General features: G+C 55.6%; 20 protein-coding genes. 7 read left to right on the top strand and 13 right to left on the bottom strand.

All coding sequences use genetic code 11. The features are described from left to right. Complete coding sequence (locus tag WC359_10545; protein ID MFA5400870.1) at positions 1–1,701, top strand: hypothetical protein; 1,701 nt, start codon at positions 1–3, stop codon at positions 1,699–1,701. A gap of 19 nt (positions 1,702–1,720) precedes the next feature. On the opposite strand, the gene WC359_10540 is transcribed toward WC359_10545, so the two are convergent. The 3 genes from WC359_10540 to WC359_10530 all read right to left on the bottom strand — a co-directional run bounded on the left by WC359_10540 (position 1,721) and on the right by WC359_10530 (position 4,763). Beyond that, the gene (locus WC359_10540) at positions 1,721–1,849 is read right to left on the bottom strand and encodes a hypothetical protein (protein MFA5400869.1); all 129 of its coding nucleotides are present in this window, start codon (positions 1,847–1,849) and stop codon (positions 1,721–1,723) included. A gap of 45 nt (positions 1,850–1,894) precedes the next feature. Beyond that, positions 1,895–3,901, bottom strand: coding sequence for an ABC transporter ATP-binding protein (locus WC359_10535; protein MFA5400868.1), 2,007 nt, complete (start codon positions 3,899–3,901; stop codon positions 1,895–1,897). 73 nt (positions 3,902–3,974) lie between these two features. Then, entirely contained in the window at positions 3,975–4,763 is a 789-nt protein-coding gene (locus WC359_10530) for a hypothetical protein (protein ID MFA5400867.1), read from the bottom strand. A gap of 333 nt (positions 4,764–5,096) precedes the next feature. On the opposite strand from WC359_10530, the gene WC359_10525 reads away from it, so the two are divergent. Beyond that, entirely contained in the window at positions 5,097–5,708 is a 612-nt protein-coding gene (locus tag WC359_10525; protein ID MFA5400866.1) for an alpha/beta hydrolase, read from the top strand. Positions 5,709–5,748: 40 nt separating this feature from the next. Here the strand turns inward: WC359_10525 and WC359_10520 are convergent, their stop codons facing one another. After that, positions 5,749–7,167, bottom strand: coding sequence for a hypothetical protein (locus tag WC359_10520; GenBank protein ID MFA5400865.1), 1,419 nt, complete (start codon positions 7,165–7,167; stop codon positions 5,749–5,751). Positions 7,168–7,276: 109 nt separating this feature from the next. Between WC359_10520 and WC359_10515 the strand changes: the two genes are divergently transcribed. After that, a complete protein-coding gene (locus WC359_10515) occupies positions 7,277–7,462 on the top strand; it encodes a hypothetical protein (protein MFA5400864.1) in 186 nt (61 codons plus the stop codon). Positions 7,463–7,566: 104 nt separating this feature from the next. On the opposite strand, the gene WC359_10510 is transcribed toward WC359_10515, so the two are convergent. From WC359_10510 to WC359_10490, 5 genes are read right to left on the bottom strand one after another with little or no spacing between them, the layout of a single operon-like run. Then, positions 7,567–9,261: an AMP-binding protein gene (locus tag WC359_10510; GenBank protein ID MFA5400863.1), complete on the bottom strand. Its 1,695-nt coding sequence runs from the start codon at positions 9,259–9,261 to the stop codon at positions 7,567–7,569. A 23-nt stretch (positions 9,262–9,284) separates the two neighbouring features. Further along, the gene (locus WC359_10505) at positions 9,285–10,400 is read right to left on the bottom strand and encodes a nitronate monooxygenase family protein (protein MFA5400862.1); all 1,116 of its coding nucleotides are present in this window, start codon (positions 10,398–10,400) and stop codon (positions 9,285–9,287) included. Between the two features lie 30 nt (positions 10,401–10,430). After that, positions 10,431–10,880, bottom strand: coding sequence for a MaoC/PaaZ C-terminal domain-containing protein (locus tag WC359_10500; protein ID MFA5400861.1), 450 nt, complete (start codon positions 10,878–10,880; stop codon positions 10,431–10,433). A 52-nt stretch (positions 10,881–10,932) separates the two neighbouring features. After that, positions 10,933–11,760, bottom strand: coding sequence for a citrate/2-methylcitrate synthase (locus WC359_10495; protein ID MFA5400860.1), 828 nt, complete (start codon positions 11,758–11,760; stop codon positions 10,933–10,935). A gap of 58 nt (positions 11,761–11,818) precedes the next feature. Beyond that, on the bottom strand, positions 11,819–12,976 hold the full coding sequence (locus WC359_10490) for an acyl-CoA dehydrogenase family protein (protein ID MFA5400859.1): 1,158 nt from the start codon (positions 12,974–12,976) through the stop codon (positions 11,819–11,821). A gap of 311 nt (positions 12,977–13,287) precedes the next feature. Here WC359_10490 and WC359_10485 point away from each other — a divergent pair, with 311 nt between their 5' ends. The 3 genes from WC359_10485 to WC359_10475 are packed head-to-tail and all read left to right on the top strand — an operon-like array spanning position 13,288 to position 16,359. Then, positions 13,288–13,983, top strand: a complete 696-nt coding sequence (locus tag WC359_10485; protein MFA5400858.1) for a TetR/AcrR family transcriptional regulator — start codon at positions 13,288–13,290, stop codon at positions 13,981–13,983. Positions 13,984–14,001: 18 nt separating this feature from the next. Then, positions 14,002–14,967 carry a nitronate monooxygenase family protein gene (locus tag WC359_10480; protein MFA5400857.1) on the top strand — a complete coding sequence of 322 codons (966 nt, stop codon included), beginning with the start codon at positions 14,002–14,004 and terminating at the stop codon, positions 14,965–14,967. A 33-nt stretch (positions 14,968–15,000) separates the two neighbouring features. Continuing rightward, a complete protein-coding gene (locus WC359_10475; GenBank protein MFA5400856.1) occupies positions 15,001–16,359 on the top strand; it encodes an aminotransferase class III-fold pyridoxal phosphate-dependent enzyme in 1,359 nt (452 codons plus the stop codon). A 59-nt stretch (positions 16,360–16,418) separates the two neighbouring features. Here WC359_10475 and WC359_10470 read toward each other — a convergent pair whose 3' ends face one another. From WC359_10470 to WC359_10455, 4 genes are read right to left on the bottom strand one after another with little or no spacing between them, the layout of a single operon-like run. After that, positions 16,419–17,573 carry a uroporphyrinogen decarboxylase family protein gene (locus WC359_10470; protein ID MFA5400855.1) on the bottom strand — a complete coding sequence of 385 codons (1,155 nt, stop codon included), beginning with the start codon at positions 17,571–17,573 and terminating at the stop codon, positions 16,419–16,421. Beyond that, entirely contained in the window at positions 17,574–18,206 is a 633-nt protein-coding gene (locus WC359_10465; GenBank protein ID MFA5400854.1) for a cobalamin-dependent protein, read from the bottom strand. A 38-nt stretch (positions 18,207–18,244) separates the two neighbouring features. Continuing rightward, positions 18,245–18,574, bottom strand: coding sequence for a hypothetical protein (locus WC359_10460; GenBank protein MFA5400853.1), 330 nt, complete (start codon positions 18,572–18,574; stop codon positions 18,245–18,247). Positions 18,575–18,608: 34 nt separating this feature from the next. Further along, positions 18,609–20,267: an amidohydrolase family protein gene (locus WC359_10455; protein ID MFA5400852.1), complete on the bottom strand. Its 1,659-nt coding sequence runs from the start codon at positions 20,265–20,267 to the stop codon at positions 18,609–18,611. A gap of 252 nt (positions 20,268–20,519) precedes the next feature. Here WC359_10455 and WC359_10450 point away from each other — a divergent pair, with 252 nt between their 5' ends. Beyond that, complete coding sequence (locus WC359_10450) at positions 20,520–23,201, top strand: HAD-IC family P-type ATPase (protein ID MFA5400851.1); 2,682 nt, start codon at positions 20,520–20,522, stop codon at positions 23,199–23,201. Positions 23,202–23,217: the final 16 nt, after the last annotated feature.

Raw genomic sequence — 23,217 nt, 5'->3', positions numbered from 1 at the left:
TTGAAGTCAAAACTGATTTTGCTTGTTACGTTCATATTTGTGGCCGGTTTATGCATCGGTTGCAAGGATATTGCGGGAACGCTCAAGGCCAGGTTCAGCAGGGCAACACAGCCTGTTGCCACGTCTTCCGGTAATTTCGGCAATACCGCCGAAGAGACGGCAATGATAAACGCGATCACGGACAAGTACGGTGACCTGAGGGAGTCCGGCAGTCCCAGGATACTGGAGTTGATGTTGACTTCCAACGTGGTCAACTACATTCCTGCCGACAGGGTTTCGCAGTACTCAAAGGATACCGACAAATTCTTCGCCTGGTTTATCTACGATAACTTCAATGAGAACACGATCAGCGTCGAATGGATTTATCTGGACGACGACTACTCCATCGGCACTTCCCAGTCCAAGACCGGCAAGGACTTCGGCAGAGGGTCTTTTACACTCGAGGCGCCGGATGAAGGCTGGCCGCTGGGCTCATACCGCGTCCAGGTCAGCGGCGCGGGAGTGACGGAGTCGGTGGATTTCAGCGTCGTTGACGGTGCGACGCAATCAGTGGCGATACTGCTGCCTGACGGCAGCGTGGACCTTACAGGCGCATATTCGGACGTCGCGGCGGGCGATCAACAGCCGGAGGCCGTCGCAGATACTGATTACTCTCCGGATACAGCAACTTCTCCGGTGACTGACGCAGGCTGGAATGCATCCTCTTCAACCTACGTTCCGCCTTCTGACAGCAATTCCGGGGCGTCCGCCTCTTCCGGCTGGCAGAGCGGCGCGACAACCTCGGGCTCATCTGCGGCCGTCGGCTCGGCCAGCTACTGGGCCGGCAGCCTGGGTGGAACCTGGGCGGTCAATTTCAACAACTATACCGGCAAAATGGAATTCTGGGTGGAAAACGGGAAAATGGTCGGCAGGCTCTACCTCGATGCCCACGGCAGATGGGAGACGCTCAAAAATATAAGCTGCAACTCTCAAACCGGAGCTGTAACTTTCTACCGTGACGCAGGTAACCAGACATATACCGGCACTATCAAAGACAGGGACATGGCCGGCACGTTCTCCAGTCCGGGAGGAACCGTATATAAGTGGGTGGCCAAACTGAGCAGCTTCACCACCACCGGACAGACATCATCTTCGTCGACGGCAACCACATCATCATCTACAGCAACTTCAACCTCATCTTCCACCAGCCAGGGCGTCTGGCACCGCAAAAGCTACGTATACGTGCCTTATGCACAGGACGGTCAGCCACGATCCAGTTACCTGGCGGGCACTACCAGTGTTCTGATCGACTATGCCCAGGCAAGCGGCGGCAGATTGACCGGCTTTAAAGTCAAGACCTGGCGAACCGACGCGAACGGCAACATAATCGGCGCGGGAACCGCCACTGAATGTTCTTCCACCACCCAGTCTGTTATCGGCGACCCTCCCGAATATATCAAGCCCGGTGATAAACCGTCCATGTCCGTTTCTCACAAGTTGCTCACCACCAGTAGTTGGGGGGCGCCCAACCTGGTCGTTTCTCTGGACAGTACTCATTTCCAGGCGCCCGACGGAACCTATATGCTTACTGCCCAGAAAAATTTCAATGGGACAGTGACGCTGCCGACAGCGGTTGCCAAGGGAACGAAGGGCGCTACCCGGCAACTTGTCGCTTCGGTGGGCCTTTATAAATTCATTTTTACCTACGAGTGGCTGGAATAAAGCCGGGTGATGGGGGCAACTACATCAACCGCGGCACAGCGCCGCGCGCCTCTTCAGCATCCCATCCGAATGAACCTTTTTCGACGTACTTCATTACGCCCTTCCGGTGATACTGGTTATGGGTTTTGATAATCCAGCCATACTTCACACCAGCCGCGTTGTGTTTTCCGGGTATACCGGGCCGTGCCGGGTATTATTCCGCTTTTTTACCCTGCTTGGTACGAAACTGGGTTTGATACAGCCGGGCATATAATCCCTCTTTCGCCAGCAGCTCTACGTGCGTGCCGCGCTCAACAATCCGGCCGCGGTCCATTACCAGTATCAAATCGGCCGACAGTATAGTGCTCAGACGGTGGGCAATAACAATGCTTGTCCTGTCGGTCATGACGTGCTTGAGCGCGTCCTGTATCAGCGCTTCCGACTCGCTGTCGAGCGAGCTGGTCGCTTCGTCAAGTACTAAAATACGTGGATCCTTCAAAATCACACGTGCCAGCGCCAGCCTCTGTTTCTCACCACCGCTGAAGCGGTAACCGCGCTCGCCGACGATCGTCTCATAGCGGTCCGGCAGCTCCATAATAAAATCGTGGATGTTGGCCGCCCGTGCCGCCGCTTCGACCTCCTGCTGTGTGGCATCCGACCTGGCATAAAGCAGGTTAACACGGACGGTATCGTGGAATAGGTAGGTTTCCTGGGTAACCATGCCGATTTGCCCCGCCAGTGATGCAAGTGTCACGTCTCTCAAATCATAATCGTCAATCAATATTCGCCCCTGATTCGGGTCGTACAGACGGGGGATGAGATAAGTCAGTGTCGTTTTTCCCGCCCCGCTCTGCCCGACCAGCGCCACCAGATGGCCGGGATCAGCCCTGAATGATATATGCTCCAGCGTTTGCTCCCTCGCCTGTGAGAGCGCTGATAAACTCTCGTCCCCGTTGCCGTTTTCATCGCTCCCGCCTTTTACGGAAGCATCGCCCGACAGCACGGCGCGGACATCCTGGATCTGCCCGAAGCGCTGCACATCCTTCAGCAGTCCCTTATCGTCCACTGCATAGCGGAAACTCACATCGTCGAACTCCAGCACGCCCCGGGTGTTCTTTAGAACATGGGCGTCGGGCTTCTCCTTTATCTCCAGAGGCAGGTCCAGCACTTCAAATACGCGCTCAAAGCTTACCATAGAGGTGGCAAAATCAACCGGCGCGTTGGTCAGGCCCTGAAGAGCGCCGTACAGGCTGCTCAAATACGCACAAAGGGCTACGATGGTGCCGATGGTCAGCTCCTGCTGAATGACCAGGAAGCCGCCTATGCCGTATACCAGAGCGACGCCGACTGAACTCAGTAATCCTACGCTGACGAAGAAGAGGGTGCCTGTTACCGCGCGGCGCACACCGATGTTGCGGACATCCCCCGCGCGTTCCCGGAAACGCTGATCTTCCTCAGCCGTACGCCCAAAAAGCTTAACCAGTAAAGAGCCGCTGATGTTAAGCAATTCGTTCATCACCGCGTTCATTTTGGCTATGAGATTGAGCTGCAAACGGGCGATATCCTGCAGGCGGCTCCCCAGGTTGCGCGCCGCGATCAGGAAAAGCGGCAATACGGCAATGCTGACCAATGTCAGTCGCCATTCCAGCGTAAACATCACAGCCAGCACCAGCGTCGCCTGGATCAGGCTGATGATGAAGTTGATGAACGTGTTGCTGATGGCATTTTGCGCGCCTACCACGTCATTGTTCAGGCGGCTCATCAACTCGCCGATTTTAGTATGCGTGAAAAAACTGAGCGACATCCGCTGCAGGTGCGAGAACAGCTCAGCCCGCAGGTCATATACTATGCCTTCGCCCACCCGGGCGTTGACCTGCCTTTGCCATACGTGCAGGCCGCCGTTTGACAGCGGGATTGCCAGCAGGCCCAGTGATAGCCAGATAAGTTGCTGCAAATCCCGTGCCGGGAGAGTCTGGTCGATCAACTGGCGCAAGATAAGGGGTGTCAGCAAAGACAGGCCGGTGGAAGCCAGCGTGATGAACAGTAGCCCCAGGAGCAACCACAGATAGGGGCGGGCATAGCCGAAAACACGCCTGATCAAGCCGAGAGTGATTCTGGTCCTCTCTACAGGCGCGTGGGGGGAATAGGTGAATTTTCCCGGCCTCATAGGGGTACTGCGCATGCTGGCTATTCCTGTGCCGTCAGGCTGATTATCTGACACTCACATTATACTACCCGTGCAGCCGCAGCCGGTTAATCGATGAGGAGAAGCTGCACACTCCCGGCGCCTATGCTCATCTGCTCGAGCATATAAAGTGAGGATATGTGCTGAACTCGCGATAGCCGATCTTGGGATATACAGGGCTTCCGAAATGGCTTGCCTGCAGTACAACCACCCTTGCGCCCATGTCGATCGCGGCGTTGCTAACTTCCTGCACGCAGTATTTGGCCAGGCCTTTGCCGCGCGCTTTCCTGGTCGTGCCCACCCAGTAGATCCCGCCGATGCCGTGGCTGAGCATGGTCATGGCGCAACATGCGGGCTCGTCTTCGTAATAGACCGTTGCCAGTATTGAAAACGGGCTCAGCACGCGCTCAACATGCGTGAAATAAGCCTCGCTTACCTCCCGTGGAAATAACAGGTCTAAAAATGATTCCGCCGCAACCGACCTGAAGTCCTGTAGTCCACCGCCGCTGCTGACCCAGCGCAGTTCCGCTCCTGGGGGCTTTTCTCCGCCTTTCGCTTTTCTTTCCAGAACCATGCCGAGCGGATCGCCGACCAGGAATATTTTCTGTTCTTTGCAGTATTGAATAATGTCCCGGTCACGATGGCCCCGCAGTATGACTGAGAAGCCGCGCTTTCTGCCGGAGAAAAAGGCTTTGGCGCGGGCAATAAATTCCGCGGGTTGTTCCGGATCCTCCGACAGGTTGAACACAAGGCTGCATCCGGGGAAATCGATGCCGCAATCTATGAATACGGTTCCGTGTTTCTCGACGATCTCTGTATTAGGAATCCATCTCGAACTCTCCCGCCAGAACTCGATGAGATTCAGGTCGGCCACCTTGAGCAGATCTGATTCATTCATACTTCCCCCCAGCCGCTTTAAACTTCCCAAAGAATAAAGCGTAAGTATATGGCGATAACAAGGCGAAGTCAATAGCCTTTCACTGGCCTTTTTCAGCCGTGAAATCTGGCCTTATACCAAAACGACGTAGCAGGGCTGGTTATTTTTTATGCCCTTGAACTTGAAACTCTGCGCCCAACCTAAACTACCCGTTGTGACGGATTTAAATAATTCCTTGCTGTACCAATTGGCAGAGTATTGTGGCTACGGTTTTAGTATAGCGATTGAGCTTTACTTATGAGGTAGATGAGCATGATATCATGAGACTGGGAAAAGCAGCAAGGAGAGTAGAGTTTGGCGAATTACGTATTGGTACACGGCGGACATGGTGGGGGTAACAGTGGTTCGGTATGGGATAAAGTAGTTGCTTTGCTACAAAACAGAGGACATAAAGCCTTTGCCCCGACTTTATCAGCTTCGGATACCTGCAGTCTGGAGGATCATATCTCGGAAGTGTGCTCTCTGATGGATAACGGGCAACTGGGTGATGTAATACTGGTCGGGCACAGCTACGCTTCTTTTATCATCACCGGAGTTGCAGATAAACTGCCGGGAGTAATCAAACACCTGGTGTACGTTGATTCGTCAATACCTGAAAACGGGAAGTCGCTGTTTGACATGTTCGAACTGAGCGGTGTCAGTTATAAAAGCTATGCCGGCCTGACGCCCGACAGGCCCTTCATCGGGCCGCTATTTTTTGACGCTGCAAAAATAAAAAAGATACCCAAGATATATGTACATTGCACTCTGAGCGAATTCCTGACTGTATGCCTGCCGTTTGTCAGTTATGTGGCCGAACATGCCAAACAGGATAACTGGGATTACTTCGAGTTGAAATCGGATCACTTATGCATGGTATCTCATCCTGAAGAGCTTGCTGCGATACTGCTGCGGGAAGACGGCTGAAGGCCGGCCTTCTGCAAGCGCCCTCCGAACCCGCAGCCTGCTAATCGAATATGAGAAGCTGCACGCTCTCGGCGCCGATTTCGAGCGCCGGGCTGCTCAGCGTGCTGGTCTGCACCTGCTGGTTGGAGCCGCTGACCGTATCCAGGTAGATCTGCCCGATCTGCCGCCCGTCGGAGAAGCCGATAAGCGGAGTGATCGGCTCGCTGCCCGGATTTGCTATGAGCAGGGCCGCCTGTCCCGCGCCGTTGCGCCCGGCCAGCACGTACAACGGACTGCTCTGAGGCATCTCGGTATCCAGCCGCGTTGAATAACCGGACATTTTGTACCAGAGCGAGAAGGCCGAAGCGATGGACTTCGGCCTGCCGTCGGCGTAGAACAGGCCGTAGAAGGTAGGCGCTTTGATATCCGGATCCGGGCCGCGGTAGAAGGTGGACACATCCATATCGCTCTGGTTCTGCAGCTCGATCCAGCAGGCGGTCAGGATGGCGGCGCCCCTGGCGCCGGTGCGCAGCGCGACTGAATCGGCGCTGCTGTCCTGGCTGCGCTTTATCTCGGTGTTCCATTCCGTGATATGTTTGGTCGTCTGCGCGAATCCCCTGGCATCCAGCGAGGAGCGGTAGAACGCGGCGGCCTCGGCGTACTGCTGAGGGCTGTTGGAATACATGTGCCAGGAGAAGAAGTCCAGCGGCGCGTTGCTCTGACGGACGAAAGCCAGGAAGTCCTGCGTCCATTTTCTCCCCTGCGGCGTCAGCGCGCCGGCCGGCGTCACGCCCGGACCTCCCACCTTCAGGTCGGGGAACTCGCTCTTGATCGCACGCGCCGTGTCGCAGTAGAGCTGGAAATACTCGATTGGTGTATGCGGCCTGGGCCAGAACTGCGCGTTGTCAGGCTCGTTCCAGATCTCAACGTAGCGAAAGGGCGTATTGAAGCCGTTCCACCTGCCCGTCCGGTAGTGTCGCAGCACCTCCAGCGATGCTTTAACCCAGTTGGACCGTTCGGTCGCGTTGGCGGGCGGCCTGGAGTTGTTGTACGAGTCGCCCAGGCGCAGATAGGGCTCGAACCCGCCGGAGGTGATGGACCTCCAGACCTGGTCGCTGCGGCTGAAATCGTAGGATTGAACCAGGGCCGGGTCGGCCGTCATATCCGGATACATCACGGACATGTCCAGAGCATTGTAATAGTCATGGGTGCGTATCAGGTTTACGCCGATACCCTGGTAGGCGGCGGTCAGATCGGCGTTGGCCGGGTCGTTACCCGCCGGTATGGGGCCGATGTTGACGCCCAGCAGGGGACGTATCACAGCGCCCGTAGTAGGTCCGATGGTGATATTGATGTCCGCCTGCGGTATCACCGCCGCCGGCTCCTCGGGCCGCTGAGTCTGATCGACGGGCACTATGCATCCGGCGCTGACGGCCAGCGTAACCAGCACGAGCAACGCGGCTGAAAAGCATGACTTCATTCCACTTCTCCTCTTCTCTCGATGTACGTTGCAGCATATCAGCCCGGGGTTTAAATGTCGATGGTACCTTGGTAATACGGCAGGTTGCGTGCAAATAAAGAGATTGTTGATGAATGCGAGTATATTCAGATATCATCTTAAGGCAAATAAAGTGATTCTGCTGATGGGCGATGCTCCCATCAGGAACGTATTCAATATCGTGGACGGGAACCTGCTCAGGGACCTAGAAGCTATGCGGAAAGTGGCGTTCACCATAGCCAACGGCATAGTCTACGACTGGAGCGCCGCGCCTTAGGCCTGTGCCTGATTTATACGTCATTTTTTGCCGGCCCCGCAGGCGGTCAACTGCGGGGCCGGATGAGGTTGCAGTTATGGAAGGTTTGTCCTCAGTGCTATAACTTATTTGCCGAATAGAGTCTTGTATAGGGGTACTTCGGGCAGCTTATGGTCCTTATACTTTACCTTTATCGCGGATTTGTCGATCTTGCCTACGCTGGTTTTGGGTATCTCATCCACGAAAAGGATTTCGTCGGGCAACCACCAGCCGGGTACGTTGGGTTGAATGAATTTCAATATCTCCTCTTCAGTGATATCCCCCTTGTTGGCTGCCTGAGGTACGACCAGAGCCAGCGGGCGTTCACCCCACTTGGGATGAGACACGCCGACCACTGCCGCCTCAGCTACCTTGGGATGTGCGAATATATTGGCGCCGAGCTCGATGGTGGAGATGAATTCGCCTCCCGTCTTGATCAGGTCCTTTTTACGGTCCATGATGGTCATGTACCCTTCGGGATCAATGGTTATTAAGTCCCCGCTGCGGAACCAGCCGTCTTTGGTCCACAGAGCTTTGGATTCCTCCTCCATGGCATAGTGGTTACGTAATACTGAGCCTCCCTTAAGACACAACTCGCCGATAGTTGTACCATTCCATGGAATCTCCTTGTCCTTGTCATCCAGACCTTTGACCTGTACCAGCGGCAGTGGCAGCCCCTGCTTTTTCATCAGCTCATAACGCTCGTCCTGGGAGAGTTTGAAATACGGCTTGGGCTTGCTGGATGTTCCATGCGGGCCGTTCATTTCCGTCATGCCGAACACGTGCAGTGGTTTGATGCCCATCGCCTCAAAATCCTTCTGCAGCGAAACCGGCGGCGCAGTGCCTGCCAAAAATATGCGGTTCAGGCTGCTCAGGTCATATGTAACACCCTTGGCTTTCTGCATTTTCATGAAGTTCAGCGCCATTGTCCACACCTCAGGAGTCCCGCCTGTACAGGTCACCTTCTCATCTTGAATCAATTTCATTACCAGGTTGGGGTCGAACATTGGGCCGATAAAGACCTGCTTCATTCCCAGCAGCCACCCTGTGAAGTGGTAAAACCAGAAACCGTGATACGAGGGAATTACATGCAAGATTGTGTCATTTTGTGTAAAGCCATGCGCATCTGTCATGCATTGCCCAAGAATTTGGAGATAGCATCCACGGTGGGAGAAAACACAGGCTTTAGGGGTTCCCGTGGTCCCGGTGGTGCATTGATGAAAAGCTGCTTCGTATTCATTGGTGTCGAACAGCGCATCCAGGTCCAGTGTTGTTGATGTGGATTCACAAAGTTCGGCAAAGGAGTAGGCAGGTTTCAGTGTAGTCTCGACCTTATCGGGGATTATGATATAATGCTTGATCGTCTTCAATTGCGGCGCCATCTTCTCGAAGAGAGGCACCAGTAAACGGTCGACGATCGCAATGCTATCCTCCATACGGTTGATGCCTTTCATGATGTAATCGACTGAAAACCGCGGATTGGTGCTGTTTACGACGCCACCCGCCAGCAGGATGGCCATATGGCTCTCGAATACCTCAACTATATTGGTCCCGCATACGGTAACCCGACCTCCCGGCTTCAGCCCCAGGTTCTTTAACGCGTTGGCCATACTGCAGGCCCGCTTGTACAGGTCTGCATAGGTATACCTTTGCACGCCCTTATCGTAAGTTTGGAAGACTATCTCCTGTTTGGGGAAATAACGGACACCGCGTTCTATGATCTTGTAAAGATTGAGCTGCCACTCCATGGATGATCCCTGAAATACCATTTTTTTCGCCATGACCTCTCACCTCCTTCTTAATTTTATATAGTTACTTCGGCCGGCAACCTTTTTTTAAGGATATCGATTGCGTCCTGCACGAAGTCATCAACAACTTCTTGTGCACTCCTGATCTTTTTTATCAGGCCCACGCCCTGCCCCGAGCCCACAAAGATCAGTTCAGGCCTGTTCCTCTCAAGCGAGTAAAAGAAATCCCTTACCAGATAATTCTGATAGGGCATAGGCAACGTACGTATTCCCGCCTTGTCCCAGCTATCCGTGAAGGGATTGCGCAGCGTGCGGGCTGTTTTGCCAGTGTAAATTTTTGAGATTCGTGCGCTTTCTTCGTCCGCTTCCACAAGCTTCTGTTTGCCCAGGTCGGTGATGGGAGACTCAGAGGTGGCCTCAAAGGCTGTGCCCACCCATACGCCCACAGCTCCCATGGCCAGTGCGGCGGCGAGCTGGCTGCCGATCACGATGCCTCCCGCAGCAAGTACAGGAACCGGACTGACGGCTGCAATGATCGCCGGCAGCAATGACATCAGGCCGATCCTGCCGGTGTGCCCGCCGGCCTCATGTCCCTGCGCTATTACCAGGTCCGCGCCCATGGCGGCCAGCCTGGAGGCCTGCCTGACGTTACCCACCAGGCACATCACCTTCATACCCCTGCCGTGAGCCTCTGGAATGATCCAGTCGGGCGTACCCAGACCGAGAGCGATGGTCTTTATGCCTTCGTCGACAACGACCTTCCACTGCTGCATGGCCAGATCTTCATCGAAAATCTTGACCTCGGGGCCTTTCTCGTGGGGTACCTGGTACTGTTCATACCACACGTCGATAAAGCTGGTCAGATCGGCAGGCAGCTTCGCCTGAATCTCGGATACCGTGCCTTCGACAGGCGGTCCGGCCGGGAATATCAGGTCGACCCCGAATGGTTTCCTAGTCTGGCTTTTAGCGTCTCTGATCTCGTGCCGTAGCTGGGCTGCGCTCATGGTTCCGCCGCCGATCATACCCAGACCTCCAGCGTTGGAAACAGCAGCGCACAGTTTTCCGGTGGATACCGTGTAATCCCTGATAACGTCACCCATCCCGGCTAGTACGATGGGATACTCGATATCGAATAAATCGCAAAGTTTTGTTCTTAATAAGGGTTTAGCCATGTTCTTACTTTAACCGTTTATTTTATCGATTTACTGCCTCCTCCTTACCAGCGAACTTGCTTCGGCCTCCATGGCCGGCTCACCCTTCTGGTTTTTAATGGTCCATTTAACGGTGATCACGCCTCGCTCAGGGCTCTTGGTCTCACGCTTATTTGTTATCTCCTCTTCGAGGTGTATGGTGTCCCCGATCCTGGTGGGATTCATGAACTTCAGGCTGGAAATACCCAGGAAGGCAATAATGGTATCCTCGATATCCCGCAGGCTGCCGCCTCTGGCCGTGAGACCGGATGCGATGGCTAGTACCAGCAGACCGTGCGCTATGCGGCCACCGAATATCTTCTTGGCGTATTCCTCATCAGTATGCAGCGGATTCCAATCCGAAGAGATGCCTGCGAAATTGATGATGTCGGCTGCCTCTACTGTCCTTGCCGGAGTCGTCCATTTATCCCCGACATTTATATCCTCAAAATATTTACCCATGTGATACTTTCTCCTTAACGAATTAATCTGTTCAGATACTTCCAGCTATTTCTCAGCTTTGCCTGTCTTTGGGCAGGTGCCGCTCCTCAGGCCCGGCATATTCGAAGGCCATTGCCAGCTGAAAGACCAGTCCCATGCCGGTCTTCTCCTTCAGTTCCTCATAAGTATGCGCGCATATTCCGGGCAGGTATGACAGCACCGCGATGATGTCGATCATGTCCTCATCGAAACCCATCTCGCACATGATGGCGGCCATCATGCCGTCGACATTTATCACCAGGTTTTTCTTACCCAGCTTCTGCAGATATTTTTGGTGTATCAGCTCGAACAGCTTAAGCTTATCCCCGATGAACCCGGTCTGAGCTGCTATCTCCCTCAACCGCGCCGCCCTGATATCGGCGTCCTTGAAAAGCGGATGCCCCACACCCAGCAGCCTTTTTCTGTTGGCGGTATAATCGTCAACGATCTTGTCGGCCGCCTGTTCCGGTGTGAGGTTTTGCTCCTTCATCATGCTGTAGGCGCCGTTGATGAAGCGCGCTGACTCCTTGGGTGATCCTGTGACGACGCCTATACTCAGTATGCCGGCACAGAGCCCCTTGATCGGATCGGGGTTGCCTGCGCATACGATCCTGGCCGGCGGGCTTGCAGCACTCACCAGGCCGTGATCCGTTATGCCTAAGAGCAGGGCATTCAGCATCATGGCTGTATTTTTATCGGGCAATTCACCCTTGAGGCAAAGGTATAGCACTTCCCCGTAGTTGATGTTTCCTATCAGCTCCTGCAATGGGTAACCCCGCACCAGTATCTTTCCCGGGAGTAGGTTGGTTATGCTCGTTTTTAATTTATTGGATGGCAGGGGTCCCGTTTCTGCACTGCTCATAAATTACCTCCTGTAAATATTTTCAATGATTCAAACAATGGTCAGAGCGATATTTGAATTAAAGCCCCATAAGACCTCCTATAATATTTTTCATAATTTCGGACGTGCCTCCCCCCAGGGTGCCTATCCTGATATCTCTATATAACCTTGAAACGATAAGGTCGTTGTCCACCACAGAACCTCCGAAAACCTGGGCAGCGCTGCTAACGAGTTCTTGAGCTACGTCGGTGGCAAACAGTTTTGCCATATAGCACATCTTTTTCGTAGCGGTATCCTGCTTGCCCTCCACGCCACCGCAGAACATCTCGACCGCCCTGTACATGAGCTGCCTGGCGGCCTCCAATTTAACCGCGATATCGACCAGCCGATGAGTTATAACCTGAAACTTGCCTATCGGTCGCCCGAAAGCCTTTCTCTCCCTGGCGTAGCTCACCGCCTCATCCAGAGCGACCTGGACGGAGCCCACCGCAGTAGCGGCAAGCGACAGTCTCTCCCTTTCGAAGCCTATCATCTGGTTATAAAAACCCCTATTTTCTTCATCCAGGCGGTTCTCTACAGGCACGCGGACGTTATCCAGATATATCGTCCCCGTATCCCCGCTTCTCAAAGCCATCTTACTGATGGGCGCCGCCTTGAATCCCGGTGTCGATGTCTCAACGATTAGCATGGTGAGCCCCCGGTGTCCCGAATCAGCCTCTCCCGTTCTGACCAGCATTATTCCGAAATCGCCTTTAAGTGCGTTAGTTGAGAACTGCTTGCTGCCATTCACTATATAGTGATCGCCGGACCTTTGAGCAGTGGTCTTGATGGCTGCAACATCGGAGCCGCAATATGGCTCTGTAACCCAAACTCCTGCCAGCTTTTCTCCCTTGATGGCTGGGGCCAGGTATTTCTTTTTTTGTTCAGCTGTCCCTAGCCGCGCAATATGTGGCAAAGACATGTCCGTATGCGCCGTAATGCTTATGGGGATGCCCATGCCGGTGGACCGGGCCAGCTCCTCGTGGAATACCAGTGACATGGTCCAATCCTCGCACCCGCCGCCGTATGCCTCGGGAAAGGTGATGCCCAGACAGCCCATACCACCGAGTTTCGGCATCAGCTCCACCGGGAAATACTCGTCCTTTTCCCACCTGCTCATGTGCGGATTGATCTCAGAAGCCACAAAACGCTGTACGTTCTTCCTGAAGATATCGTGTTTTTCCCCGAAGATACTCATCTTACCAACCCTTCTGTCGCGCGAGATCAGGATGTACTATCGCCCGCTGGCACTGCAGCCCGGTTGCAAATATATACAATGTTTACTAAAATGAGAATAAAACGTAATTTAGTAAATGACTCAGCCTTATTCTGCCTCTACATGCCCTGAGTAAACATTGTTTACTGAAAGGTAGATTAACACACAGTTTATATGCTTGTCAATAGCCGGGTGATAGCGCGTTGATTTGACAGGATTTTTTAAATAAGAATAAACTTAACGGCTAAAAACAAACATGTACGGAAAATTATCTTTCGTATCTGGGATATGTGATGAATCGGACAAAGAGCAAGCGTGCACAGGGAATTACCAGGGAAAGGATCATCGAAGCTGCCTTTTCCGTTTTCAATAACGTTGATTTCACCACGGCCACCATCCGCGATATCGCCAGGGCCTCCGGCATCTCTCCGGCCAGCATCTACAAGCATTTCAAAAGCAAGGAGGATATGCTGGACGCCATTACCGTTGAGAAGATCAGGCAGATGGATCTCGATTTGCGCAATCATCTGGTCGGCATTAAGGGTGTGCTCAACAAATTGAGGAAGATGACCTGGTTTTATCTTGATCTGTATGATCGTGACAATTCCATTGCTTGGACACTTTATATCACTACTTCTCCAACAATGTGGAAAAAATCGCGCAGGGCATGGGAGACCGCTGTGCTCACCGGCAGGTTATTCAAGGACATAATCAAGGAGGGGCAGAGATCGGGCGAGATAAGCCGCGACCTGAATATACGGGTCCTTGAAATGATGTATTTCGGTGCGTTGAGGCATATATGCATATTTTCACTGGTGGGAACCAACTCAGGAACAGCCACGCATATGTCCAACATGGCCGAGGATTTGACGGAGATGATCTACGGAGCGATCAAGTCATTAGATAAAAAGCAGGAAGCGTTCGTATGCCCTTACTCTGCCAGGGCAGCAAAGGCTCGCCCAGCAGGGAAGGGAGGCGACAGAAAATGAATTGCCCCGTGGGGTTACGTGTTTAAAACCAGGATCACCCAAATATTAGGCATCCGCTACCCGATCATCCAGGGCTCCATGCTCTATTTGAGTTTGGCTGAATTCGTGTCCGAGGTCAGCAATGCCGGGGCACTGGGGATGTTAAACTCTGTATGTTTGAATTCCAAAGAAGAGCTCAGGGATGAGATCAGGAAGACAAGAAGAATGACGGATAATCCATTTGCCGTGCAACTGGTCTATCTTCCGGCATCGAGGGAGATACCCAATGACCAGTTTATAGAAGCTATAATTGAAGAACGGGTTAAGATTATCGAGACTGTCGGCCCCGTTCAACCGGAGGTCATCGGCCGGCTCCATCAAGCCGGTATAACCTGCCTGCATAAGGCCACCACTGTCAGGCATGCGCTTGCTGCTGAGCGGGCTGGCGCCGATGCTGTAGCTGTTGAAGGAATGGAATGCGCCGGACATGCAGGCATGGGCGATGTAACTTCTCTCATACTAATTCAGCGGACCATCCAGGAGGTCAAGATACCGGTCGTTGCTGCCGGCGGGTTCGTTGACGGCAAAGGCCTGGTGGCAGCACTTGTTCTGGGCGCTGAAGCTGTTCTCATGGGCACACGTTTTTTCGTGACTGGGGAATGCCCCATACATCCCAACATTAAAGAGGTTTGCGTTAAAGCCCGGGAAACTGACACCACAGTGTGCCTGCGTTCGCTGCGCGACCCGGTCAGATACCTGCATACCGAAGTTGCGGATAAGATATTGGAGATGGAGGCGTCGGGAGCGGATCTAAAACAACTGCTGACGGTGATTAGTGGTGAAAACATGCGTCAGGCCGTGGAGCAGGGAGATCTTACAAAAGGACCTATCTCCGTAGGTCAATGCGTTGGCCTTATTCACGATATCCCCACAGTAAAGGAACTCATCGATAGGATTATGAATGAGGCGGAGGTAGCGCGCCGACGATTAAACCTGATGCAATAGGTAATCCTAAAATCTGATTCGGAGGTAGGCCAAATGGATATTTTTAACAAGCAGATACTGGAGCTTTTCCTATCGAGAACGGCGAAATCGCGAGCGCTGTGGGAATCCGGCCGGCAGGTGCTGCCAGACGGCGGCGGCGGGGATATGCAATGCTACTGGCCTTATCCGGTTTACATGCAGCGGGCGCAGGGCTCGAAGCTCTACGACGTGGACGGCCATGAATACGTCGACTTCTTCTGCGGTGCGGGCACCGTGCTGCTGGGCCACCGCTCACCGGTTATCCTGCAGGCGGTCGAATCGGCACTGAAAGAGGGGTTGCCCGCCTCGGTAGCCTGCGAGAACGAGATAAAACTGGCCTTATTGCTGCGCAAATTCATGCCCGGCATGGAGTTGATACGCTTCCTGCCCAGCGGCTCCGAGGCCAACCAGGCAGCCATCCGCCTGGCGCGTAAATTCACCGGACGCTGCAAAATAGCCAAGTTCGAGGGTGGCTACCACGGACAGGCGCAGGAGATGCTGGTTTCCATCGAGCCGGCAGGCCCCGCCTGCGGACCGGCTGAGGAGCCCAGATGCACTCCCTGGCATACGGACCTGCCCGCCCATATGCTTGAGCAGATCGTGATCCTTCCCTTCAACAATATTGAGGACACGATCAGGATTATCGCAAAGCACGCCGGCGAACTGGCTGCCGTCATGGTCGAGCCGGTGCTGGTGCACGGCGGCATGATACCGGCCGATAAAAGCTACATGCAGGCCGTCAAAGATACCGCCACGAAGCACGGCATTCTTTTGATTTTTGATGAGGTCGTCACAGCCCTGCGCCTGGTGCCGGGTGGGGCGCAGGAGATATACGGCATCACCGCGGACATGACAGTTCTGGCCAAGCCGGTGGGCGGTGGATTCCCCATGGGCGTCCTGGGCGGCAGGAAGGATGTAATGAGCTGCATCTGCATGGAACGGATGCACGATAAGGTGTGCGTGGCCGGCTCGACCTCGGGCCATCCGGTGAGCGTCGCCGCCGGGCTGGCACTGCTGACGGAGCTGGAGAAGGGCGAGTACTACCGTCATGTACAGGAGCTGGCATCGCTGGCGTCCGTCCGTCTGCAGAAGGCCTTCGACGAGGCAGGGATCTCATGCACTGTGACCGGTGAGTTCATGGGCATCTGCCGCGGCTTCTGGCCTCATTTCAGCGATAAGGCGCCGCGCAACTCGCGTGACTTCTACAGCGAGGACCTGCTCAAGCTGCTGAACTTCTGCATCGGCATGATAGCACACGGCATCTTCATGAGCCCGACCGGCGCTCCCTCCATCACCCTCGCTCATACAGAGCAAGATATCGATAAGATGCTGAAGGCCGCCTCCAGTGTTTTGCAGATGATGAAATCGGGCTGATCCCGTATGCATGGCGGCAACAGGGTTGCGGTTTTTAGCTACAATATTGGTGTGGGCAGCTACTGCGGCAGGTGGTTCTTGACCGAATCGACCATGGCCTGGAAGTTCTCGAACTTGGTGTCGAAGGGGATGGTGCATCCCGTGCTCAGAATGAATCCCGTCCTGCCTTTTCCGATCTGGTCGATCAGCTTCTCGCAGTAGGCCGTCATCTCCGCCGGCGTGCCGATGCTGCTGAGAGAGGCGGGGACGTCACCCATGATGCACATGTGGTCCTTGAGTATCTCCTTGGCCTTGAAGATGTCCGTGGTGCTGTCCAGCTCGCAGACGCACATCTTCCTGGGCAGGTCCAGAAAGTAAGGGAGGTTGAGAGTCCAGTCCTGGTCTAAATGCATGACCGTGATAAACCCTTCGGCGGCGAAGGCGTCCACCATCTTCTTGATGTAGCGGAACTCGAAGCGCTCGAACATCTTGAGCGGGTAATAGAAACATCCGCCCCGCTCCAGTATCAGCTCCACGCCCGGTATGCCGGTGGCATGCGCCGCCTCGATGGCAAACTTGATCAGGTCGTCCACCATGGCGTCCATGACGGCCTGCACCTTATCGGGCATGCGGTAGAGGTCCTGCGTAAAGGAGACCAGCGACCTCCTGGTGGAGAGGAACATCAGCGGCGACATGACCATTCCGCCGCAGAGCGAGGGTATGTTGTGCGCCTTCCATAACTCCCCCTCGGATTTATAGCGCTCCATCTGCCTTTTGGTCCAGGCCAGCAGCAGCTCGGGGTCCAGCGGGAAAAAGCGGCTGAGGTTCTTTTCGGCGAAGCCCGTCCAGCCCAACTTTATCATCTGGTCATAGTCTTCGATGGTCAGCAGTTCCTTCTCTATGAACTGGGGCGAGGAGTTATCGGCAAAGCCCGGCTCTTTGCCGGGGTACCTGGTGTCGCCGATCACCACCTGCATTACGGCTGCGATGCTGTCGGGTACAGGCAGGCTGTATCCCGGGATTATCATGGCGTCCCATCCGCCCACGTCGTCGAATGTGTCGACGATGGCCTGGAAGCCCCTGCGCGGATGCGCGATGCCCTCGGCCACCGTCATGCCCTTGTGGCGCGATGGGAACATGACGTCCATCAGCGGCGCCACCGGTATGCGGTCGCACGGCTCGAGCTTGATGGCCGCCCATGTGCGCTCGGTGGGGGTCATCGTCTCTATAATCATCTACTTCACCGCCCCGGCCAGCTTCCTGCAGAGCTCGACCCCTTCGGGCGCGTCATCCGTGAAGGCGTCCGCGCCCACGTATTTGCGCACCATCTCGGTGACGATGCCGCCGCCGATGATGACCTTTACCTTATTGCGAAGCCCGGCCGCCTCCAGCGCCTGGACGGTCTGCTTCATAGACTCGAAGGAGGGCGTGAGCATGCCGGAGATGCCCAGTATGGGAGCCTCCGTCTCCTTCAGCTTGTTTATAAAGGCCTCGGGGGCCACGTCCGTGCCCAGATCGTAGATCTCGAACCCGGCCGCCTTGAGCAGCGTGGCCGCGATGTCCTTGCCGATGTTGTGAATGTCGCCTTTGGCGGTGCCCAGCACCATCCTGGCCACCGTTTTCCCTGCCTGGCCGGCCTTCAACTTCGGTTCGATGGCCGCCATGGCCTCCTTAAATATCTCCCCGGACATGATCAGCTCGCCCAGGAAATACTCTTTGTCCTTGTAGCGCTGGCCGATAATCTCCATGCCCCGGCGGCACTCGTCCACGATCGACATCGGATCCGCCCCCGAGGCCAGCCTGTCCTGCACGATCTGCTTGACCTCGTCTTCCTTGAGGTCCGCTATGGCGTTGGCGAGCTCAGACATCACACCTCCTGTTGCAGACTATTTTTATAGCTGCGGCTCTACGCAAATTCTTTTTTGGAGATTGCCGTGAATATTATAGCGAAAAGGCACAGCAGGGGAGCCACGAAGAATCCCCCGATGGCTCCCGCCAGGGCCAGGCCCCATGCTTTGCGCAGCAGTGCGCAGACCCCTCCCGCGATGGCCAGCAGGCCCAGCAGGATCAGCGGGAGCACGGGATAGGTCAATACGGCATAGACCAGCGGCGGCACCGTGGTCAGGAAATTGGCCACTATCGCGCTCATGTAGAGGCCGCAGCCTGTTATCACGGACAGGCCTCCGGCGATTATCTCCAGTATACCTGCAGCTACAGGTTTCCACGTCTTTTTCATACCATCTCTCCTTAATATCCGGTGCGGTTGCGCGCTATGGCGCCTGCGGGTTGAGCACGCTTACATCGCTGGTGGGCGGCGCGCCCAGGTGGGCATAGTCGCCGGGCACCTTCCAGGTGCGCTTGATGATCTTGCCCGCAGTCGCGCCCGTTACCTCGTTGTTATCGACTGCCAGCACGCCGTTGACGATCACATAGGGTACGCCGGTGGAGGGCTGGCCGATATCCTTGTAGGTGGAATTGTCCTTGATCTTGTTGGGATCAAACAGGGTCAGGTCCGCGTCGCAGCCTACCTGCACCCTGCCCTTCTTATCCAGGCCCAGGAAACAGGCGGCGTCGCTGGATACCCTGGCTATCGCGGTGCGCCAGTCGCAGGCGCCCTCGTCACGCACGCGCTGTCCCAGGAACTTGGCGAAGGAACCGACGTTGATGGGATCGCCCACAAATTCTTTGGTTTCCTCGTTGTACCAGCCGTAGCCGTCGTTCTCTATCATTAAATAGCGGTTGTTCATCCAGATCTCGAATTTACCCGGGGGATTGTAAAACGGCACCATTACCTTGGGATCGATGATCTCCCCCTTCTGGGCCTTCTTGAGTACGTATTTAAACTGGTCGATGCTCTCGTACTTCTGCTCGGATTCCATGTATGTTTTGCCGTCTATCACCACGGGATAGGCCACGGCGAAATCCGTCATGGGCGACTCTACCACACCCAGCAGCAATTCGATGGGATATTCGAACAGCGGCGAGGTGGTGATGACTGCCGTTGTGTCGAAGGGATAGGCGTCCATGCCTATTTTCAGCCCCTCGGCGCGCGCCGCATAGAAGGCATCCAGGATCGGCCCCGAGCTCCTGGGGACGAATGCGGGGCACTGGCTAACGTGAGAGAGGATAAAGGGTATACCGGCGTCCCTGGAGATGCTGATACCCTGGTTGACCGAGTCCACCGCGCCTTTGGCGGTGAATCCTTCCTTCAGGTGTGCCGCGGAACCTCCGCCATACTCAGCCGCCACTTTGGCCAGCGCCAGCATCTCCGCGTAGGTTGCGCCCGGGCCATAGTACGGTCCGAAGGTTACGCCCAGTGCGCCGTCCTGCATATCCTTGCGCAGCATCTCCTTCATCTTCTCCAGTTGCTCGGGCGTGGCCGGTGTCCTGCGGTTGGGCACGCCCACCAGCGACCTATAGGTGTTATGACCGGTATAGGAGGCGACGTTGTTGAGCAACCCATGGTCTTCCCATACCTGTGTTATCTCGGAAAAAGTACTGGCATTCTTGGTCTCCTCGGAGAAAGGCACCGGGTTTTTGGTGGATTTTCCCAGTGTCGTTATGCCGCAGTTGCCCGAGATCTCCGTGGTGATGCCGTCCCGCAGATAAAGCTCGGCCGCGACCCCGTTGCCAGTGCCGTGGCCGTGTATATTGATGAAGCCGGGAGACACGATCAGGCCGGTGGCGTCGATAACCCTGGCGCCCGCCAGTTTGCGGTCGGGCGCTGTGATGGCGGCGATCGCTCCGTCCTTAATGCCTACGTTTGCAATGCCCTGAAATCCGCTGATGGGGTCGATCACCCAGCCGTTGTTGACGGCAATGTCGTAGACCGGTTGAGGCGGTATAGGATCGTCCGCACTGACACTGCTCCAGGGTACTAAAGAGGTCAGCATAACCAGTGCGACCGCAACGAAAATCAGCTTCTTCATTGTAATACCTCCTGAAATATGGATTCCGGACCGATTGCGCGAAATACAATTGCCGGCCAGCACTGCGGGATTGTATCCTGCCTGTTGACCGGTGTCAAGCGAAAAACAAACGTATCCGAACTCGTAGTCAACCTTGGCCGATGGTGATATAGAAGGCTTTTTGTTACTGCAGCAGCAAGGTCTGCTATACTGGTTACGATCTGTTTTCGCCGACCGGCGCTCACCGGGCATGTAATACCGTGGAGATCAAATATGAGATGGCATAATCTTTCAATCGAAGAGGTTTTGAGCAGGCTCGAATCAACCCGCCAGGGTCTTTCCCAGGAGCAGGCGGCAGTACGGCTCAGCCAGTACGGCCCCAACGAGCTCAAGGAGAAGGGCAGGATCCCGGCCGCCATAGTCTTCCTGCGGCAGTTCGCCAGCCCCCTCATCTATATATTGCTGATCGCCGCATTGGTGGAGCTGGTGGTCATGCAAAAGCCCACCGACGCCGCCGTGATACTGGTGGTGCTGACAGTCAACGCGGTCATAGGGTTCATTCAAGAGATGCGCGCCGAGCGCGCCATGGAAGCCCTCAAGAAACTTGCCGTACCCCATGCAAAGGTGCTGCGCTCCGGTTCTATCACGGATACCGCCGCCGTCCATCTGGTCCCGGGCGATATGATACTGCTTGAGGCGGGTGATAAGGTGCCGTCCGATGCCAGGCTGATTGAATCAGCCAGTCTTTCTATCGATGAATCCATCCTGACAGGTGAATCGGTGCCGGTGGAGAAATTCACTGCTGCCATCGAGGGTGAAGCCGCTGTGGCCGATATGGGCAACATGGTTCACATGGGTTGCGCCGTGGTCAACGGGCGCGGCTACGCCGTGGTGACCGCCACCGGCATGAACACCGAGATAGGCAGGATCACCGCCCGCATACAGGACGTCAAACCGCCGCCCACTCCGCTGCAGCGCAATGTTTCACGGCTGGGCCGCTATATCGGCGTTCTTGTGCTCACCATCATAACAGCCCTGATCATTATCGGCGTATCCAAAGGATATACATTCGACGAGCTGTTCGCCCTGGCGGTGGCCGCCGCGGTCTCGGCCATCCCCGAAGGCCTGCCTGTAATGGTCACGGTGGTGCTGGCGCTGGGCATCCGGCGCATGGTTCAGAGGAACGCACTGATCAGGAAACTGCCCGCCGTTGAGACCATGGGCGCGGTCAACGTTATCTGCTCCGACAAGACCGGTACCCTGACCGAGAGCGAGATGACCGTGCGCAGCATATATCTTGCGGGACGCTCCATCCAGGTCACCGGCGCGGGCTATCGTCCCGAGGGCGAGTTCATCGAGAACGGCCGCAAGCTGGGACCCGGGAAGGACGATGACCTGCTGCTGGCGCTGAGGATCAGCGCCCTGTGCAATGATTCCACGCTTAAACACGACGATGGTAAATATTTACTGATGGGCGACCCAACAGAGGGCGCTCTGCTGGTGGCCGCCCTTAAAAGCGGATTGAGCCAGGATGCGCTGCAGAAGGAGCAGCCGCGGCTGGCCGAGCTTCCTTTCTCCAGCGAAAAACGCTATATGGCCACTCTGCATCCATGCGTGGACGGCAAGGCCATAACGTTCGTGAAAGGGGCCGAGGACAGGATACTGGCGCTCAGCCGGCGCATGCTTGTCAACGGCGAGGTGGTCGATCTAACGCAGGAGAGGCGAACTGAGATCGAACGTGCAAATCTTGAAATGGCCTCCAGGGCGCTGAGGGTGCTGGCCCTGGCCTACGCCGACTGCTCTCCCGCACCGGAGAAGATGTCACACGAATTTCTCGACGGAGCTCTCGTACTGGTTGCACTGGTCGGTATGATCGACCCTCCCAGGGCGGAGGCGAAGAAGGCCGTGGCCGATTGCAGGGCGGCCGGCATCAAGGTCGTGATGATCACCGGCGACCAGAAGGCGACAGCCGTGGCGATCGCCTCGGAGCTCGGCCTGCCTGGGGGTGAGGCTTTGTCCGGCCTCGAGCTGGATGCGCTGAACGACGATGAGCTGCGGGAACGCATCGAGCGTATCAGCGTCTTCGGCCGGGTGGAGCCGATGCACAAGCTCAGGATAGTCGATACGCTGAAGTCGAAAGGGTACACGGTGGCCATGACCGGGGACGGCGTCAATGACGGTCCGGCGCTGAGGTCCGCCGATATCGGCATCGCCATGGGCATCAAGGGCACCGACGTCGCGCGCGAGGCCGCCGACATGGTACTGACCGACGATAATTTCGCCTCCATCGTGGCTGCCGTGGAGGAAGGCAGGGTCATATTCAGCAATATCCGGCGCTCCGTTTTCTACCTGCTGAGCACCAGCATCGGCGAGTTGTTCACCTATATGGCTGCCATCATTGCAGGTCTTCCGCTGCCCCTGGTTGCGGTTCAGATACTCTGGGTCAACCTGGTTACCGACGGCGTCTGCACCATTCCCCTGGGCATGGAGCCCAAACACAGCAACGTGCTGGCGGAGCCGCCGCGCAGGGCGAAATCGGGCATCCTCTATAACGGCATGCTGTGGAGAATCGTCTTCATGGCCCTGGTCATGTCGATAATCACCTTCTCGGTTTTCGGCTGGTCCCTGGCCGGCGCCGGGCTGGAAAAGGCGCGCACTATCGCCTTTACCCTGCTGGTTGCTTTCCAGTGGTTCAATGCGCTGAACGCCCGCTCCGACCGTCAGTCTATCTTCAGGCTGGGATTCTTCAGCAACCCTCCTCTGATAGGCGGCATTGCCCTGGCCGTGCTGCTGCAGATAATGGTGATCTACCTGCCGCCGCTGCAGGACGTTTTCTACACGGTGCCGCTGGGCCTCGCCGACTGGGGATTCATCGTCCTGATAGCGCTGGCATTGCTGGTTGTGGAAGAGCTGCGCAAACTGATCGCGCCGTCGCTCTTCAGCCGGGGTAAGTAGCGCAGAACTTGAGCTA

It is taken from the genome of Dehalococcoidia bacterium (genome assembly GCA_041653995.1).
GTDB lineage: Bacteria > Chloroflexota > Dehalococcoidia > GIF9 > UBA5629 > CAIMUM01.
Note: the sequence above shows the minus strand (reverse complement) of the source record. Positions and strands in the feature narration are given on the sequence as shown.